This window comes from Nosocomiicoccus sp. HMSC067E10 (assembly GCF_001810835.1).
GTDB classification, from domain to species: domain Bacteria; phylum Bacillota; class Bacilli; order Staphylococcales; family Salinicoccaceae; genus Nosocomiicoccus; species Nosocomiicoccus ampullae_A.
The window spans coordinates 64,237-82,421 of record NZ_KV802737.1 but is presented as its reverse complement, the minus strand read 5'-3'; the positions used below and the strand labels follow the sequence as shown (position 1 = coordinate 82,421).

Here is an 18,185-nt window from a genome sequence, read left to right as displayed (position 1 = left end):
AGTGGCTAGGTTGATTATAAAATCTTCCTTCATGAAAAGTAGAAATACAATGAGTACAGGTAAAAAATATAACTAATTCTTTTGAATTTTAATATCTCTGATCATATAATTTAACATTTATTTCTCCCCCTTTAAGTGGTAGATGACATCATCGATTTTTACGGGTTGTATCACTATAGTGTCACCAAACACCGCTTCAACTTCTTTTGGTGATTGAGTTAAAGCTTCAAAGTTCACGTCACCTTTTTTAATCGATGTAAAATATGATTCTGTATCTCTTATTTCTAAAATTTTTGGTTTAAAAACATTGAGATACGTCTATAAGTTTAATAAGAAAGGAGTCGACAGATGATAATCAGACGACTTGAAGATAAAGATATTGAATCATTAATGCATTTAGTAAATATCACGATGCGAGAAGTAAACACAGAAACTTATCCCGATGAGTTAATCGAGCAGTGGGTAGATGAACAAAAAGAAGACTATTATAGAAAAGAAGCAAAAGACACACATGTTTACGTTATTGAAAAAGAAGGAAACCTAATAGCAAGTGGCGGTATTTCAAAACCGGTTGACGGTGTATCGACACTTAAACTCGTATATGTTCACCCAGATCACGGTGGTGAAGGGCTCGGTCGTAAAATTATGGAGACCGTGTTAGAAGATGAGTACGTAAAAGAAGCGGATAAAATTGTCGGTAGCGCGTTAATCAACGCGATTCGTTTTTATAAAAAGTTCGGTTTTAGAACGAAAGACGATGAGTATGTGTTTAACGAAGACGGCACGATTGAAATTGAAAAGGATGTTTCATAAAACACTGTACATTAAAAATTAATATATACATCAAGATGATTTATAAAATTTGAAAGGAAGTTGTATGAATGGAAAAAGTATTTATTAGTCCAGCGAAATACGTTCAAGGAAAAGATGCCTTACTAAATAGTAAGACGCATTTAGAAGCACTTGGTGAAGCGCCGTTACTATTATGTGATGACGTCGTATATGACATTGTCGGTAAAAAGTTTCATGACTATTTAATTGAAAATGGATTTAATGTAACACGTGAGTTATTTAACGGTGAAGCATCGACGTCAGAAATCGAACGTATTTCTGAACGTGTGACGAAAGAAGAATGTGACTTTGTCATCGCACTTGGTGGTGGTAAAACAATCGACACAGGTAAAGCAGTTGCAGATGAAGCGGCAGTAAGTGTTGCGGTATTACCAACAATCGCGTCTACAGACGCACCAACATCAGCGTTATCAGTCATTTACTCAGACGAAGGCACATTTGAAAAATACATTTTCTATGATAAAAACCCAGATTTAGTATTAGTCGATACAGCAGTCGTAGCAAACGCTCCAGAGCGTTTACTTGCTTCAGGAATTGCAGATGCACTCGCAACATACGTTGAAGCACGTGCAGTCATCGAAGCAAAAGGTAACACGATGGCAGGCGGAGTAACGTCACTTGCAGCAGAAGCAATCGCAGAAAAATGTGTCGACACACTATTTGAAAAATCAGAACTTGCGATCGCAGCAAACCGTGCGAAAGTTGTAACAGAATCACTAGAAGACGTCGTAGAAGCAAACACACTATTAAGTGGTTTAGGATTTGAAAGTGGTGGACTTGCAGCAGCGCACGCAATCCATAACGGCTTCACAGCACTAGATGGTAAAATTCACGAACTTACTCACGGTGAAAAAGTTGCATACGGTACGTTAACACAACTTATTTTAGAAAATAGAGATATCGATGAAATCGACAACTATGTGTCACTCTATCAAACACTTGGATTACCAACGACACTCGAAGAATTACACTTAGGCGATGCGTCATATGAAGACTTATTAAAAGTCGGAGAACAAGCAACAGCAGAAGGCGAAACGATTCACGAGATGCGTGTAAAGTATACAAAAGAAGACGTGGCGAATGCTTTACTCGCAGCAGATGAGTACGTAAAATCTTTAAACGAATTATATCAATAAACTATATATAATCCGCGCATCTTAGATGTGCGGATTTTTTATTATCAGTCATTATGGTTTTTTATGAAAAGACATGTATAATTAACAAATATAAAGAGCTTAAGAGGTGAAGGTTATGGATAATGAAAGTATAAAAAAGAAAAAATGGGAATTCCCAAACGTATTCGCGTTGTTATTTATGTTAATTATTTTTACGACAATAGTTAGCTATTTTATACCAGCAGGATCATTTGAACGTGAAGAGAAAGAAATTAATGGCATAAACCGTACTTTAGTAGTTGAAGGTACATATCAACCCGTTGAAGCTGAAAGTATTAATTTCTTTAATATGTTTGAAGCAGTATATAAGGGAATGGAGAACGCCGCTCCTATTATATTTTTCATATTTATTATCGGAGGGGCTTTCGGTATTTTAAACCAAACTCAAGCCATTGAAAGAGGGTTAAATGCTCTCGTTAAGAATATGGAAAATAGGCAGCACTTACTCATTCCAATCTTAATGCTATTATTTGCGATTGGTGGCGCAACTTTTGGAATGGCAGAAGAGCGTATTCCATTCATGCTAATACTCATTCCGTTAGTAATTAGAATTGGATATAGCTCTATGATCGCAGCAGCAGTAGTTATATTAGGATCTGTTTCTGGATTTACAGCAGCTTTCTTTAACCCATTTACAGTTGGGATTGCTCAAGGTATAGCACAAATCCCATTATTTTCCGGTTTAGGATTTAGATTGATTATGTGGGTTGTCATGGTAGGTATCACTATCGCTTGGGTAATGATGAAAGCTAAAAAAGTTAAAAAAGACCGAGAAGCTGGTTTAATTCCTGAAGAAGAATTGGACTTAGAAGATTTTGAGGCTGATACGAATTTTAACAGTGAAAAGTTTACGATAAATCAAAAAATTATTTTAACTATGTTTATCGCAACAATTTGTACTATTGCCGTAGGGGTTAGTTTCTATGGGTGGTATATTATGGAAATTGCTACGATGTTCTTAATGTCAGGTATTCTGATGGGGCTAGTTGGTAGACTGACTGTTAATGAAATCGCTGACGGATTTATATCAGGATGTAAAGAACTTGTTCAAGGTGCATTAGTAGTAGGATTTGCATATGGGGTATTAGTTATTTTAGAAGAGAGCATGACTATAGATACGATTCTGAATGTACTTGCCAACTCTATTAACCATTTACCATCAGTAGTATCTGCTTTAGCTATGTTAATCACTCAGAGTGGACTTAACTTTTTAGTACCATCAGGAAGCGGTCAAGCCGCACTATCGATGCCAATTATGTCAACTCTTGCAGATCTTACAGATGTCTCAAGACAAACTGCAGTACTCGCATTCCAGCTTGGTGACGGTATTTCAAACGCAATCACACCGACAAGTGGTGTGTTAATGGCAAGTCTTGCTATCGCTAAAGTCGAGTGGACAAAATGGGCAAAGTTCGTATTTCCGATTATTATTATCCATTACGTACTCGCAGTTATATTTGTAACAATTGCACATTTATTTGTGTTTTAATATGATTAGCTATTAATACGATAAAACAATTAAATTATGAAAAGAGGAAAAATTTACAAATCCCAGAGTTTACACTGTTTCAAAAATGTGATTTAGCGAAAGAAGTTCAAGAAATTATGCTACCGAATGAAAAGTTTATCGTGGCATATAAAACATTTAGAGATAGTGTTACATTTACATCAAAAAGAATTATTTTTAGAGATTCTCAAGGAATTACTGGTAAAAAAGTAGAGGTATATTCATTACCATATAATTCAATATTCATGTGGTCTACAGAAAACGCAGGAAAACTAATGGATTTAAATGCGGAACTCGAGTTATGGACGCGTGTAGGTAAAATTAAAATAAAACTAGATAAGAAAATTAACATCCGTGAAATCGATCAACTGATTGCGCAAGTTGTACTTAGCGAATAGTTATTTTACACTGATGGATTGTGTAAAGGAGTTATAGCATGATTGGGTTAAAAGATTACGAAACGATAAAAAAGATTTAGAACATAATGCGATTGATATGTATAGAAATCCTGAACTTGGGGATGAGGAATATCGTGCGATGCGATTATTAACTGAAGAGTTAAAAAAGCACGATTTTGAAATAGAAACGAATATCGTCAATCGTCCGACGGCTTTTATTGGAACATATGACAGTAAAAAAGAAGGACCTACGATTTGTTATTTAGCAGAATATGACGCATTAAAAGGACTAGGACATGCGTGTGGACATAACTTAATTGGTAATATGAGTATCGGTGCAGGTATTCTATTAAGTAAACATGTAGATGAAACAGGAGGAAAAGTCGTTGTCGTCGGAACACCAGCAGAAGAAACGAACGGTGCAAAAGTACCGATGGCAGAAGAAGGTATATTTGACGATATGGACGTCGCACTAATGGTACATCCGTCAGACGTCTCATCAGAAAGTGGAGACATGCTCGCAATGGACGCGCTACAATTTGACTTCTACGGAAAAGCAGCACACGCAGCAGGCAATCCTGAAGAAGGCATTAACGCATTAGACGGTGTCCTTCAACTATTTAACGGTATCAATCCGCTAAGAGAACATTTAAAAGACGACGTAAGAATCCACGGCATTATCAATAACGGCGGACAAGCAGCAAATATCGTCCCAGAACACGCAACCGCTCAGTTTTATATTCGTGCAAACGAAAGAGACTATTTAGATGAAGTCGTAGAAAAAATTAGAAACGTTGCAAAAGGTGCTGCATTAATGACTGGTACAGAAGTCGTTATATCAAACTACGAATTAAGCTACAACAACTTAATACCAAACGACACACTGTCAGAGCTTTTTACAAAACATCATAAGAAATTTACAGATCGACCAATCAATAAAAAAGAAAAATCAACAGGAAGTGCAGACATCGGAGACGTTTCACACCGAATCCCAGCACTCCATCCATATGTCGGCATGAACTGCCCAGGCGTAAAAGCACATACGCCAGAATTCAGAGAACAAACGATTACTGAAGACGGATTTAAAGCGATGGAAGAAGCGGTATTAGCACTCGCGAATACAGGACTCGAGTTGTTAGAGAATAGAGAAGTGCTTGAAGCGGTGAAGGAAGAACAAGCGAAAAGACTTAAGAAATAGTCGTGTGCGTATGCATGCGGCTTTTTTTATGTTGAGAAAAGAATTACTTAATGGTGTAATAGAACTAATAGAGAGTGGTGATATTATGTCATACGAGCGTTCTGATCTCGATTCAATTATCTATGAATCGATGAGTGAATATAAAACGACATCGAAGTTTTTATTAAACAAGAAACTATTGAGTGATAAAGCTTCTCTTCAGTATTTCCATAATAAGCATGAAGCGAAAACACAAGATGAAATCATTCAATTTAAAAATAATCCGAACTATTCGATTAGAGATTTAGTACTTTACATGAATGAAAGAGTATCAGGTGATTTAAACTCATTTCCGTTAGCATTATCTTTATATGGTAATCAAAATTTAGATGAGTATAAACATGAGTTAACAGATGAATTTCAGTTAATGGAAAGTAAACTAATTGTAAATGATCATTCTACAGGAGAGTTTTTACTGAATCACTTAAAGAATGAATTATTAACATGTTCTAGTTTCGATATTATCGTGAGCTTTATTAGAGGCTCAGGCCTTAACTTACTTATAAATACGCTAGATTTATTACATAAATATAATATAAAAGGTCGTATTATTACGACGACTTATATGAACGTAACTGAATCTAAAGCACTAGAAGTATTAAAAGAGTATCCAAATATTGAGTTAAAAGTTTATGAAAGTCAAGATTTTAAAGATAGCTTTCATACGAAAGGATATATATTCCATAGAGAAAATAACTATGGATCTGTAATTATCGGATCTTCAAACATTTCAGCTGCTGCATTAAAAACAGGTGAGGAATGGAATATACGTACGTATGAACGTGCAAGCGACTCAATATACGATAATATGTCAGCACGTTTTGAACGTCTATGGAATCATGAAAATACAGTTGAAGTTACCAATGCTTATATTAAAAAATATAAGCACTTCCTAGAAACAAAAACTGTTTTAAAACCGCTAAAAACATCTTTTAACAGTAAAGTATTAACAGAAGGTAAATCATCGAAGATTTTACCGAACTCAATGCAAATGACAGCTATAAAAAATATGCTAGAGTCAGTAAATAAAGGTTACAAACGAGGACTAGCGATTGCTGCAACTGGAACAGGTAAGACATTTCTTTCCGCAATGTGTGCAAGAGAACTTGAACCTAAAAACGTATTATTTATAGCACATAGAATTGAATTACTAAATGGTGCTAAAGAAACATTCAAAAAGATTTATAACAATCATTTAGAAGAAGATTTTAAAATATACAAAGGTAGTAAACGAGAAATTGCGAAATTTACTTTTGCATCGATTCAAACGCTATATAACGATTATGAAAAGATAAATACAGATGAATTTGATCTAATCATCATTGACGAATTCCATCACGGCTCGTCACCAACTTATAAAGCAATTATCGACTATTTTAAACCAAACTTTTTACTCGGTTTAACCGCAACGCCAGATCGTACTGATGGGGGGGATATATATGAACTTGCGGAATACAATATTATCGTTGATGTTAGGTTACAGCATGCACTAGAGAGTGAATTACTCGTACCATTCCAGTATTACGGAATTAGTGATACGACAATTGATTTAGCTCAAAAGGATAATATTAAAGAAGATGATTTAGTTAAAATCTTAAATACGAATCGTCGAGTAGATTTTATAGTAAAAAAGATGGAACAATACATTTTAACTGATACGAGAAAATGTTTAGCTTTCTGTCAAAATATTGAACACGCTGAATATATGAATGCAGAGTTTTTAAAAAGAGGATATCATTCAACGGTACTAACTGGAAAAGATAACGATGAAACGCGTTCAGAAACGATTAAACAACTCGAAGACGACAGTCATCCACTTGAAATAATCTGTATCGTTGACCTATTTAATGAAGGTGTCGACATTCCTAAAGTCAATTTAATACTATTCTTAAGACCTACAGAATCCGCAATTATATTTACACAACAACTCGGGCGTGGACTACGTAGAGCTGAAGACAAAGAATATTTAACAGTGCTCGATTTTGTTACTAATAGTAGAAATAATTACCTAATTCCTATCGCATTAAATGGTAATAAAGAATTTATCGATAAACAAAAACTGAAAAACAGTGTTAAAAAGAATTTCGTAAACTTATCAAATTCGATTCATATTGAGCTCGATCATATTTCTAAAGAACGAATCTTACAAAGCATCGATACGACAGACTTTATGAAAGCAGAGTTCATTCAAAAAGATGCTAGGCAATTTTTAGAAATGATACGCTTAGAAACAAAAAATGACGAAAAGAAACTATCAATCATGGACTTTTATAGTCATGAGCAAGCACCGTCATTATCTAGACTATTTAAAGGTGCATATAAAAACTTATCGATATTAAATAAAAGAATAAAAGCAGAACGACAAGTTGACAAAGAAATTAATGATTCAAAAGAATTAACGTTTATTATGGATCATATTATGAAAGCCATACCAGTGAAAGTTCTTTATGATCCAGTAATATTTATATTAATTTTATTAAACAAAAATTTAAAAGAAACAGAAGTAATCCATTACATTGAAGATAAGTTAAAAGTAAAACTTAACAATCAGGCAAAAGAAAAAGTTCATTATGCATTTGTAAGAACGTCAAAAATTAACTATAAAAAGAAAAAACTCTTCAACTATGATAATGGAGTCTTATATTCTAATTATGAGTTATCTATTAATGTTCAAAAGGAACTTAAAGAATTTCTAGAGTTTATACAACTAAGTTATAGACAAAATTATCCCGCGAATAATTTAAACTCTCAAAACGAATTATTATTATACGAACAATATTCAAGAAGTGAAACTCTTGCATTAATTGGCTATGACAAAGATATCAATTCACTTCGTGAGGGTGTTCTACAATACAGAGGCGATCACTATTTATTCGTAAATTTAGAGAAGAACGAAAAAACGGTAGAAGAACATCTACTGTACGATGATTATTTTGTATCTCAATATAAATTTCATTGGCAATCACAAAATCAAACACATGAAAATACACCAACCGGACAACAATATATCCATCATAAAAAGAATGGTAATAAAATACATCTATTCGTACGACGAGAAAATAGTGAAGACAACTTAACGCTACCATTTTACTACCTTGGTGAAGTAGAGTACGAATCCCATGAAGGTGGAAAACCAATGTCGATTATATGGAACTTTAAACAACCAGTTCCAAAAGACGTTATGGATGATTTAGAAAGTTAATTTTAAGAAGTCTCTTTATAAGAGGCTTCTTTTTTGTTAGTTGGAAGTTTGCTATCAGATGTTTAATTGAAATAGATATACGAATACTTTAAAATTAAGAGACTATATTTACATAAGGAGTCTATAAATGTATCAGAAAAATTTATTTCTAAAACCCTTTATCAAATGGGTTGGTGGCAAGCGTCAGCTCCTTGATGTCATTACTAATAACTTACCAAAAAAAATTAATACATACTACGAACCGTTTATAGGTGGTGGGGCGGTATTTTTTGACCTACAGCATACGCCATCAATTATTAATGATTACAATATAGAATTAATTAATGTATATAAAGTAATTAGAGATAATATCGATGAATTAATAGAAGAATTAAAAAATCATTCAATGAATAATTCAAAAGCCTATTATTTAGAAATTAGAGCATGGGATAGAACTGACGATTACTCAAAAAGAACAGATGTTGAACGTGCTGCAAGATTTATTTATATGAATAAAACAGGCTTTAATGGTTTATATAGAGTAAATAAAAATAACCAATTTAATGTACCTTATGGTAAATATAAAAATCCTAACATTGTTAATGAAGGATTATTAAGAGAAGTTTCTGAGTTTTTAAATGATGAAAATATTAAAATTATTTCCGGAGATTTTGAGGATGCAGTAAAAGATGCTCAAGCCGGTGATTTTATTTATTTTGATCCACCCTATGCTCCCTTAGATCTTAATCTTAACAACTTTGTTGGTTATACAGATAACGGTTTTGGATATGATGAACAGATTAGATTACGTGATTTATTCGTAGAATTAGATAAGAGAGGCTGTTATGTTATGCTTTCGAATTCTAGTTCAGAAATAATACATGAACTATATAAAGATTATAAAGATACAACCCTTATCGTAGGAGCAACTCGTGCTGTAAATTCGAACGCAGCTGGACGAGGAAAAGTTGATGAAGTTATAGTTAAAAATTACTAATTCATTAAGGTGATTATATGTCAAATAGTCCTGGAAAATTAAATAAAACAGATACTGCATGGAAGAGTCTATTTGAGAAATACGATATTGTAAATGAAGTTAAAAAGAATGGGTTTTACAAAATTACGTCTAAACAAATTAATGAATTTAGAGAAGCACGGTTAATGACAAAGTTTGATCACTCTGATCAATTACCATATTTATTTGCAAAACATAATCTATCAATTCTTCCAGATACAAGAGGAACATATATAATTGGTAGATTTAAAGCTTATGAAAAACTTAAAATGATTCCTACAAAACCAGAATATGTTAAACTTCCCGACTATATCGAAACAATTGATATTCATAAAATAACTAGTGAAGCGGTAGCCTTAAATGTCGCACATGCTTCAGGTATGGTAGATGAGGTTATGAATAAGATTCAAAATAAGGAATCGGTAGAAAAGAGTATACTAACATTAACAGGCAGAATGAGTTCAGGGAAGTTGTTGTATAAAATTAAAACAGCAGAAAAAGATCAAACATATAATTTTGAAGTAACGAATAGTCAAGTGGAAATCGATGGTAGTTATGAAGATGATAATGCAATTGCTTTAATAGAAGCAAAAGCAAAAGTACCAAAAGATTTTATGATTAGGCAACTATATTATCCTTATAGAGTAATAAATTCTATTGTGGATAATAAAAATATACTACCAATTTTCTTTACATTTGCTGATGATGTTTTCTACTTTAGTGTTTATGAGTTCACTGATGTTATGGATTACTCGAGCATTAAGTGGAAGGGTCAATATAGTTTTATACTCAATGAAAATTTAAACTTAGATATTCGTCAGGTTTATGACTATATAGAGAATAATCCAATTAAATATGAACCTAATGATGTAGCCTATCCACAGGCTGATAATATGATGAGGATTTTAGACATGATAGATTACTTAGTCGTACCAAAGAGTAAAGAAGAGTTAGCTGAAGAATACGAATTCAATATCAGGCAAAGCGATTATTATGCGAATGCATTAGTTTTCTTAGGGCTCGCCCAAAAACAAACTGACTTAAAGTTTTCATTAACTAAGCTTGGTTCTAGAGTACAAAAAATGTATAACAGCAATGAACGAAATAAGATAATTATTGAATGTATGCTTCAATACAACACAGTGAGAAAAGCGTTCTTGTATTACGATGAACATGGATCAACTGGGTTTAATAAATATGTATCAGGAATTTTATTAAAGAATATACATTCAATTCAATCAGAGTCGACGGCTAAGCGTCGTGCAGGTACAGTAAAGGGATGGATAGAGTGGATATATAGTGTGACGAGTTACACACAAAGTACATAAGTAGGGTGTTTTAAATGAAATTTTCAAAAATAGAGATGGATGACAAAATATCTTTACACGGTGTAACTTTTATACAAGAAAATGAACCAATTAGTTCTTTATTAGAATACGATGATGGTCACATAGAGCTCACATTTATTAAATTAGCTGATAGCTATATGGATTTAGATCCTAATATAGAGAACGTTAAGTTTGTTAGTAGCTATGGCGAAAATATATTTTTGAAAAATGGTATTTTTAAAAATATCACAACAAACTCTCGAGGAGTAAGAACATATTCGATAATATATGAATATCTATTCTTACTTATATCATCTAGGAGCAATAAAGAAATTGATTTTAAAGAATTCTGTACTATAAACCTTAACTATACTGATTTAAATTCCTTTTTGAATAAAGAAATGATTTCATTTTTACAAGACATAATAATAGATGAAACAAGCTCTTTCTCAAGTAATGAAGAAAATTTATATACTGAATTTAACTATGATAATTATGAATTATCTGTAAGCGATACTTACAAAATAATAAAGAATATTGATAAAAATAATTCAACGTTTAGAATTAACTTTAGACCACAACTAATGATAAAGACAAAAGAAGAAATTGATTTTGAAGATATTTTGGGATTAATCTTTAAATTTAGAAATATATTGTCTTTTATTTTTGATAAAAAATTGAAAACAAAGGAAATATTTTTGGAAAATAGAACATGTAAACTTAAGATTTTCTGGTCAAAAGAATTTGGAATTAAGGAAACGATTGCTAAAAGAAATATCGATTATAAAAAGGAGTTTTTTGTTCGAAACTTTTCAGAAATTATCAATGGATATTTTAAAAACTCAGATAAGTTAAGAGATATATTTGAGATATATGTTAATAATTTATATGTTGTCCATTATTATGCTGATAGTTATTTACTTTCACAAATTTCTATAATGGAAGGACTTCACAGAAGATTTATATCTGAAAAAGAAAAGCATTTAAGAAAAAGATTAATTGAAGTTTTCAAATTTGTGGATGATGATGTAAAAGAGAAAATTTATAAAGCAAACGGTATAAATTTAAATGTTAAAGTAGAAGATATTGCACTATATCTTAAAAAGTTTCGTAACTATCATTCACATTATGGTTATAATAAACCAAAGAAGAAAATTGAAATAGAAGATCATGATCTAATTTCATTTCTAAGAGATTTTTCACGAGAATTTATATTAAAAAACATTGGTGTAAGTGAATCGCTAATTGGATGCATGCCTGAAAACTATCCATTTAAACAACTTAACAGTAATGATATTGAACTATAAAAGAGTACAGAAGTTTGATGTGCTACATAAAAGATGAACTTTTAATAGCACATCATGTGAGGTTAGAGGAGTATTTTTATTTTATTTATTACGCAATAAATATTCAACGTTTCTCATTATTGTGTTTATTTATGGGATTCAAAATGATTTAGACTTATAATATTTAAACAAAGGAGGGTTTCCAATGTATATTTATGACATTGTCTCATTAGACGTATCAGAAAAAAGAGAGGGACTTAGTTTAAAAGAAGATTACTCTCATATTATTCAACAAAAAGCACAAAAGGGTTGGCGTTTTGTTCAGGTCGTCAATTTAACAAACTTAGCTAGAGGACAACGAAGAATTGATTTAATTTTTGAGAAAAAGGAGAGTTAGTAATGTCAACTTTAAGTTTAAGAATTTTAAAGATATTTGTAGTATTCATCACGGGTTTATTTGGATTTTTTGTCTTTGCAGGAAACCTCATGGATTATAATTCTAATTACCAATTTGTCCATCATGTACTTTCTATGGATACAACTTTTGAAGGTAATGCCCTTATGTGGAGAGCTATAGAAAGCACGACAATTCATACTATTGCATATTGGGGGATTATTATCGCAGAAGGTCTATTTTCTTTACTCGCATTTATTGGGGTATATCGTATGATAAAGGCTGTTAAAAAACCTGGGAAAGACTTTAACAAGGCTAAAGATTTTGGTTTTTACGCTTATATGCTAGGATTTGCTATTTGGTTTGTTGGATTCATTGTGGTCGGCAGTGAATGGTTTGCAATGTGGCAATCGCAAATCTGGAATGGGAAAGAAACAGCTATGAGTATTTCAACTCTCTGGGCAGCTTTTGTAGTATTACTAGCCCTTAAGGATGAAGATTTAATAGATGGTTAAAGAAAGTTTTATTAAAAGTTCGAGTAGTAATTTTGTTTTACGCCTCTAAAGTTGATCTATGAAATTCAACTTTAGGGGTGTTTTTGTTTGAAAAAAGAGAATAACCTTGTGATATTTTTATTTTAGTCAATATTGTTTGTTAATAATTATCATAATAAAATATAAAAGTGTTAAATAATATCAAATACAGTTTACAATTTGTGAAATAATCAATACAATAAAAATTAGGTGATGCCATTGTCTAAGGAATCTAGAAAATCTAAAATTATACAGTTTTTAAGTGACCATGAAACTTTGACGATTACGTCTATTGCAAAGCTTCTTGAGGTATCTGAAATGACAGTTAGAAGATACTTGAAAGAGTTAGAGGATGACGAGATTGTTCTTGGTACTAATAATGGTTATATGCTCATTGATAATATAACAACTGAGTTACCTTTTTTTAAAAAACAGTTAGTCAAAGTAGACGAGAAAAAAGAGATAGCTATTAAGGCGCTTAGTTTTATTAAGCCGAATGATCATATATTTTTAGATGCTGGGACTACAACTTTTGAATTAGTTAAATTACTAAAGGATGTTAATTTTCCTTTAACAATTGCAACTAATGATATTAAATCTTCATCTATTTTAGTGGATAGTCATCACACTGTGATTTTAACTGGAGGCATTATTCAGAACAATGTTGGTTCTATGTACGGGGTACATACAATTAGGTATTTAGAAGAATCAAAGTTCGATGTCTCTTTTGTTGCAACAGAAGCGGTTTTTGACGGTTCAATTTATGCGCCGACAAGAGAAAAGGCTTTTATCAAAAAACTAATGATTGAGAGTGGGTATACTTCGTACTTATTAGTGGATGATAGTAAGTTTGACCGTTATTCTTATTCTAAAATTGCAAACTTAGACAAGTTTGATGGTATTGTCGTAAACAGTGAGTTAGATGATGTTACTAAGAACTATATAGAGCAATTTACAAAAGTGATTTGAGGAGTTATCTAAGTGAAAATTGGAATTATAGCAGACGATTTAACAGGAGCGAATGCCACGGGTGTACGTATGAGTAAAAGTGGATTTCGTCCAGCAACTTACTTTTATAACAAAGATATTATAAGTAATGAAAATATCGATACTGTAATTATTGATACTGATAGTAGATATTTAAGCAAGGATATCTTAAAGACACGTATAAATCAATCGCTTGAGAGCCTGTTTAAGTGTGACATTGATTTTATTTGTAAGCGGATTGATTCGACGATGCGTGGTAATGTTGGCAACGAAATTGACTTACTACTTGATTATGTTGATGAAGAAAATGTAGCCGTTGTTGTACCTTCATTTCCTGATTCAGGTCGAGTTACTATTGGTGGATACTTAGTTGTTAATAATATTCCATTACATAAAACGGATGTGGCCAATGATCCAATTATGCCAATTAACACGTCTTGTATTTCAGAGATAATAGAAAGCCAGTCTAAATACGAAGTTGATTTAATGACTATTAATGAATTATCAGGCAATTGTGATGAGTTTATCGAAAAGTTTAAAAGTATAACACAAACTGGTAAGAGAATTGTTGTGATTGATGCAGCGACCAATCAAGATATTGAATTTATTGCAGAGTCATTATCGAAGGTGAATTTACCTATTATACCTGTCGACTCAGGACCTTTTACAGCAGCATATTCAAAATTTAAAGTAAATCAAAAAGTAGATAACAGCAAAATTATTGTAACAGTCGGTAGTGCAACAAAAGTAACAGAGAAGCAGTTAACTTATCTAATAGATCGTATGGATATTAAACCTGTTGTTCCAGACATATATAAGCTTGCCTCTTTTGATGATAATTTTGAAAATGAAATTAACCGTTGTGTAAGACAAGCAAAGCTAAAATTAAAAACAAGTGAAACAGTCATTATTACAACTAATGAAGAGAATCTTGTCATTATTGATATACAAAAGCTAGCGAAAGAAAATAATGTACAACCAGAAGAAGTTACTAAACGAATTACTGATGGTTTGGCAATAATTACTAAAAAAGTAATTGATGAGACTGATTATAGTATTAAAGGATGCTTTACAAGTGGTGGGGATGTGACAGCATCACTAACTACTATTATGAATGCCAACGGTATTACTTTGATAGATGAGGTTGCTCCATTAACAGCATATGGGACGCTCATTGATGGTGAATATGGTGGTCTTCCAATCATTACTAAAGGCGGTATGATTGGTGATATTAGAACAATATATGAAGCAATAAAATATTTAAAAGCGACTTAAAATTAGGAGGAAATTTTTATGAATAAAAAAGCAATTATAGCAGTACCAATGGGAGATCCAGCTGGAATTGGTCCAGAAATCACAGTGAAATCATTTTTAAATAAAGAAGTATTAAATAGTGCAAACATTGTTGTAGTTGGTGACAAAGATGTCATAGAACGAGCATTAGAAATTACCGCAACAGACTTAAATGTTAACGTCATTGAATCGGTAAAAGATGCGAAGTTTGCAACTGATACGATTGATTTAATTGACATGAACAATGTAGATATGGATACATTTAAATTTGGCGAAATTCAAGCACAGTGTGGTCAAGCAGCATTTGATTATATTGAAAAAGCAATTGACCTTGCGATGAAAAATGAAGTGGATGCATTAGCAACAACACCAATAAATAAAGAATCGTTACATGCAGCTAAAGTTCCATTTATTGGTCATACAGAAATGTTAGAAGAACTTACTAATTCACACGATCCATTAACAATGTTCCAAGTATTAGATTTAAGAATTTTCTTCTTAACTCGTCACTTATCGCTAAAAGATGCAATTGATCAAATGACAAAAGAACGTGTGCGTGACTATGTTGAACGCTCACATGATGCTCTAATAAAACTTGGTGTTGAAAATCCTAAACTTGCTGTTGCAGGTTTAAACCCGCACAGTGGAGAAAATGGATTATTTGGTATGGAAGAAGTAGAAGAAATCACACCTGGTATTGAATGGGCACAAAAAGATGGATTTGATGTTACTGGACCGGTACCAGCAGATTCTGTATTTTTCCAGGCATTAAATGGTCGTTATGACGCAGTTATTTCTCTATATCATGACCAAGGTCATATTGCTGCGAAAATGACAGATTTCCACAAAACAATTTCAATCACAAATGGATTACCATTCTTAAGAAGTTCAGTAGACCATGGAACAGCTTTTGATATTGCTGGTAAAAATATCGCATCAAGTGAGTCAATGGAAGAAGCTATTAAATTAGCAGGAGAATATGCGCTTAGTTTTAGAAATTAATAGGCGCATATTCTAGCGCCTTTCATAAATAGGGGGAACTATTATGGAAGTATCTTCAGCACAAATGATCTTAGGTCTAATTGTGGCAATTGTTTTGTTAATTTTTCTCGTATTAAAAACGAGAGTTCACGTGTTTTTAGCATTAACAACTTCCGCAATTATTGCTGGTTTAATTGGTGGTATGGAACCGACTGACGTCGTCACAGCCGTCTCACAAGGATTTGGTTCGACACTAGGCTCGATAGGTATTATTATCGGTTTTGGTATCATGATTGGTAAAGTGATGGAGATTTCTGGTGCTGCCGAAAGATTAGCCTATCAAGTCGTTAAATTTGTCGGAAAGAAAAAAGAAGAATGGGCGATTGCATTAGCAGGATACATCATTTCAATTCCAATATTTGTAGACTCAGCATTCGTTATTTTACATCCTTTAGTTAAAGCGTTGTCTCGCCAAACAGGTAAATCTGTAATTACACTTGGTGTAGCACTCGGTATCGGTTTAGCTGCAACACACCATGCTGTACCACCAACACCTGGACCACTCGGGGTAGCAGGTATTTTTGGTGCAGATATCGGACTAATGGTATTACTTGGTTTAGTTATCTCAATACCAGTCGTAATTTCAGGTGTATTATACGCACAGTGGTTAGGAAAGAAGATTTATCAGTTGCCTGAAGCGGATGGTGAGGGGTATTATCGTCCGACAACTGAAGAAGTGTTTGAAGATTTTAAAAACCAGGCGAGTGAACGTGAAAAGGAATTACCAGGTTTTACGTTATCGCTGATGCCAATTTTAATTCCGTTATTACTGATCTTTTTAAACACAGGTATTAATGCACTAGTTGAAATCGATGTTATACATATAAATGAAACAGTGCATTCTTATATAACGTTTTTAGGTAGCCCAATTATTGCAGTAGCGATTGGATTACTATTTGCATTATTTACATTAGCAAAACGTTTTACTGTAGAAGAAACACTCGAAGAACTTGAAGTTGGTTTAAATAATGCTGGAATTATTTTACTTGTCACAGGAGCAGGTGGCGCATTTGGTGCAGTGTTAAGGGAGAGTGGTGCAGGTACAGTTATTGCAGAAGAAGTAGTAACTTGGAGTGTTCCAGCAGTACTTATTCCCTTCTTAATTGCCACATTTGTTCGACTTATCCAAGGATCAGGTACAGTTGCTATGATTACTGCAGCTTCAATTTCTGCACCAATACTTGGTAATTTAGATATTAATCCAGTACTTGCAGCTCAAGCAGCGGCATTTGGTGCGATGATTTTCTCTTATTTTAATGATTCTTTATTCTGGGTTGTTAATAGAATGATGGGAATCAAAAAAGTTAAAGAACAGGTACTTGTTTGGTCAGTTCCAACAACAATTGGTTGGGCTGTATCAGGAATTACATTAGTTATTTTAAGTTTATTCATATAATTATTTATAATATGAAAGCTCTCTTCATAGTATTATGAAGAGAGCTTTTTTTCTTTCATATATATATCATTTAATAATAAAAATATTTTAAAACTTTATAAAACATTTACATATTTTGCAAAATAATTATAATAAAAACTAGATGATACCGTTACCTTAAAACAGATTGCTAAGAGGTATATTTAACAATTTAGTTTATATAGAGCGCTTACTGGGAAAGAGAACGGTATAAGAATATCTGTTCTATTTTGACCTAGATTGTTATTTCTGTTGAACTCTGTAAGTGACAATACTTATATAGGAGGCACAGCTAATTGAGAAATAAACATTCTATTCTTCTTACTTCTATATTGAAGGATTTCGGGATACATATGGGAAAAGAAGTTTTGTAAACAGATATAAAATCTTTTCATACTAAATATTGGAGTAATTCTAATGAAAAATACTTAATCTATTATTCGTAATGGGACTATCGTTCGTGCTAGTTGCGTGTGGTGATAGTTAGGATGACAATGAGAAAGATACAACGAAAGAAGAAAATGAAACAGAAGAAGTAAATAAA

The 18,185-nt window shown here is 32.5% G+C and carries 15 protein-coding genes; all 15 read left to right on the top strand.

The genetic code is table 11. The annotated features are described in order from the left end of the window. Positions 1–348 precede the first annotated feature (348 nt). The 15 genes from HMPREF2767_RS00365 (at position 349) to HMPREF2767_RS00295 (ending at position 17,623) form a co-directional block, all read left to right on the top strand. Positions 349–813 (top strand): GNAT family N-acetyltransferase, encoded by a 465-nt coding sequence (locus tag HMPREF2767_RS00365; RefSeq protein WP_070457674.1) that lies wholly within the window; start codon positions 349–351, stop codon positions 811–813. Positions 814–881: 68 nt separating this feature from the next. Continuing rightward, entirely contained in the window at positions 882–1,988 is a 1,107-nt protein-coding gene (locus HMPREF2767_RS00360; RefSeq protein ID WP_070622119.1) for a glycerol dehydrogenase, read from the top strand. A gap of 115 nt (positions 1,989–2,103) precedes the next feature. Then, complete coding sequence (locus tag HMPREF2767_RS00355; RefSeq protein WP_040929171.1) at positions 2,104–3,516, top strand: YfcC family protein; 1,413 nt, start codon at positions 2,104–2,106, stop codon at positions 3,514–3,516. A 74-nt stretch (positions 3,517–3,590) separates the two neighbouring features. Continuing rightward, complete coding sequence (locus HMPREF2767_RS00350; RefSeq protein ID WP_371440749.1) at positions 3,591–3,932, top strand: PH domain-containing protein; 342 nt, start codon at positions 3,591–3,593, stop codon at positions 3,930–3,932. Positions 3,933–4,029: 97 nt separating this feature from the next. After that, positions 4,030–5,130: a M20 family metallopeptidase gene (locus HMPREF2767_RS00345; RefSeq protein ID WP_070622117.1), complete on the top strand. Its 1,101-nt coding sequence runs from the start codon at positions 4,030–4,032 to the stop codon at positions 5,128–5,130. 28 nt (positions 5,131–5,158) lie between these two features. After that, positions 5,159–8,371 carry a DUF3427 domain-containing protein gene (locus HMPREF2767_RS00340; RefSeq protein ID WP_168162103.1) on the top strand — a complete coding sequence of 1,071 codons (3,213 nt, stop codon included), beginning with the start codon at positions 5,159–5,161 and terminating at the stop codon, positions 8,369–8,371. A 127-nt stretch (positions 8,372–8,498) separates the two neighbouring features. Further along, a complete protein-coding gene (locus HMPREF2767_RS00335) occupies positions 8,499–9,347 on the top strand; it encodes a DNA adenine methylase (RefSeq protein WP_070622116.1) in 849 nt (282 codons plus the stop codon). A 17-nt stretch (positions 9,348–9,364) separates the two neighbouring features. Beyond that, positions 9,365–10,693 (top strand): type II restriction enzyme, encoded by a 1,329-nt coding sequence (locus tag HMPREF2767_RS00330; protein ID WP_070622115.1) that lies wholly within the window; start codon positions 9,365–9,367, stop codon positions 10,691–10,693. 14 nt (positions 10,694–10,707) lie between these two features. Beyond that, entirely contained in the window at positions 10,708–12,000 is a 1,293-nt protein-coding gene (locus tag HMPREF2767_RS00325) for an ApeA N-terminal domain 1-containing protein (RefSeq protein ID WP_070622114.1), read from the top strand. Positions 12,001–12,184: 184 nt separating this feature from the next. Continuing rightward, positions 12,185–12,376 (top strand): DUF4177 domain-containing protein, encoded by a 192-nt coding sequence (locus HMPREF2767_RS00320; protein ID WP_070622113.1) that lies wholly within the window; start codon positions 12,185–12,187, stop codon positions 12,374–12,376. 2 nt (positions 12,377–12,378) lie between these two features. Then, the gene (locus tag HMPREF2767_RS00315) at positions 12,379–12,888 is read left to right on the top strand and encodes a DUF2165 family protein (RefSeq protein ID WP_070622112.1); all 510 of its coding nucleotides are present in this window, start codon (positions 12,379–12,381) and stop codon (positions 12,886–12,888) included. 237 nt (positions 12,889–13,125) lie between these two features. Next, positions 13,126–13,875, top strand: a complete 750-nt coding sequence (locus HMPREF2767_RS00310) for a DeoR/GlpR family DNA-binding transcription regulator (protein WP_070622111.1) — start codon at positions 13,126–13,128, stop codon at positions 13,873–13,875. Positions 13,876–13,887: 12 nt separating this feature from the next. Further along, entirely contained in the window at positions 13,888–15,168 is a 1,281-nt protein-coding gene (locus HMPREF2767_RS00305) for a four-carbon acid sugar kinase family protein (RefSeq protein WP_070622110.1), read from the top strand. 18 nt (positions 15,169–15,186) lie between these two features. Beyond that, positions 15,187–16,188 carry a 4-hydroxythreonine-4-phosphate dehydrogenase PdxA gene (gene pdxA / locus HMPREF2767_RS00300; RefSeq protein ID WP_070622109.1) on the top strand — a complete coding sequence of 334 codons (1,002 nt, stop codon included), beginning with the start codon at positions 15,187–15,189 and terminating at the stop codon, positions 16,186–16,188. A gap of 43 nt (positions 16,189–16,231) precedes the next feature. Then, entirely contained in the window at positions 16,232–17,623 is a 1,392-nt protein-coding gene (locus HMPREF2767_RS00295; RefSeq protein WP_070622108.1) for a GntP family permease, read from the top strand. Positions 17,624–18,185: the final 562 nt, after the last annotated feature.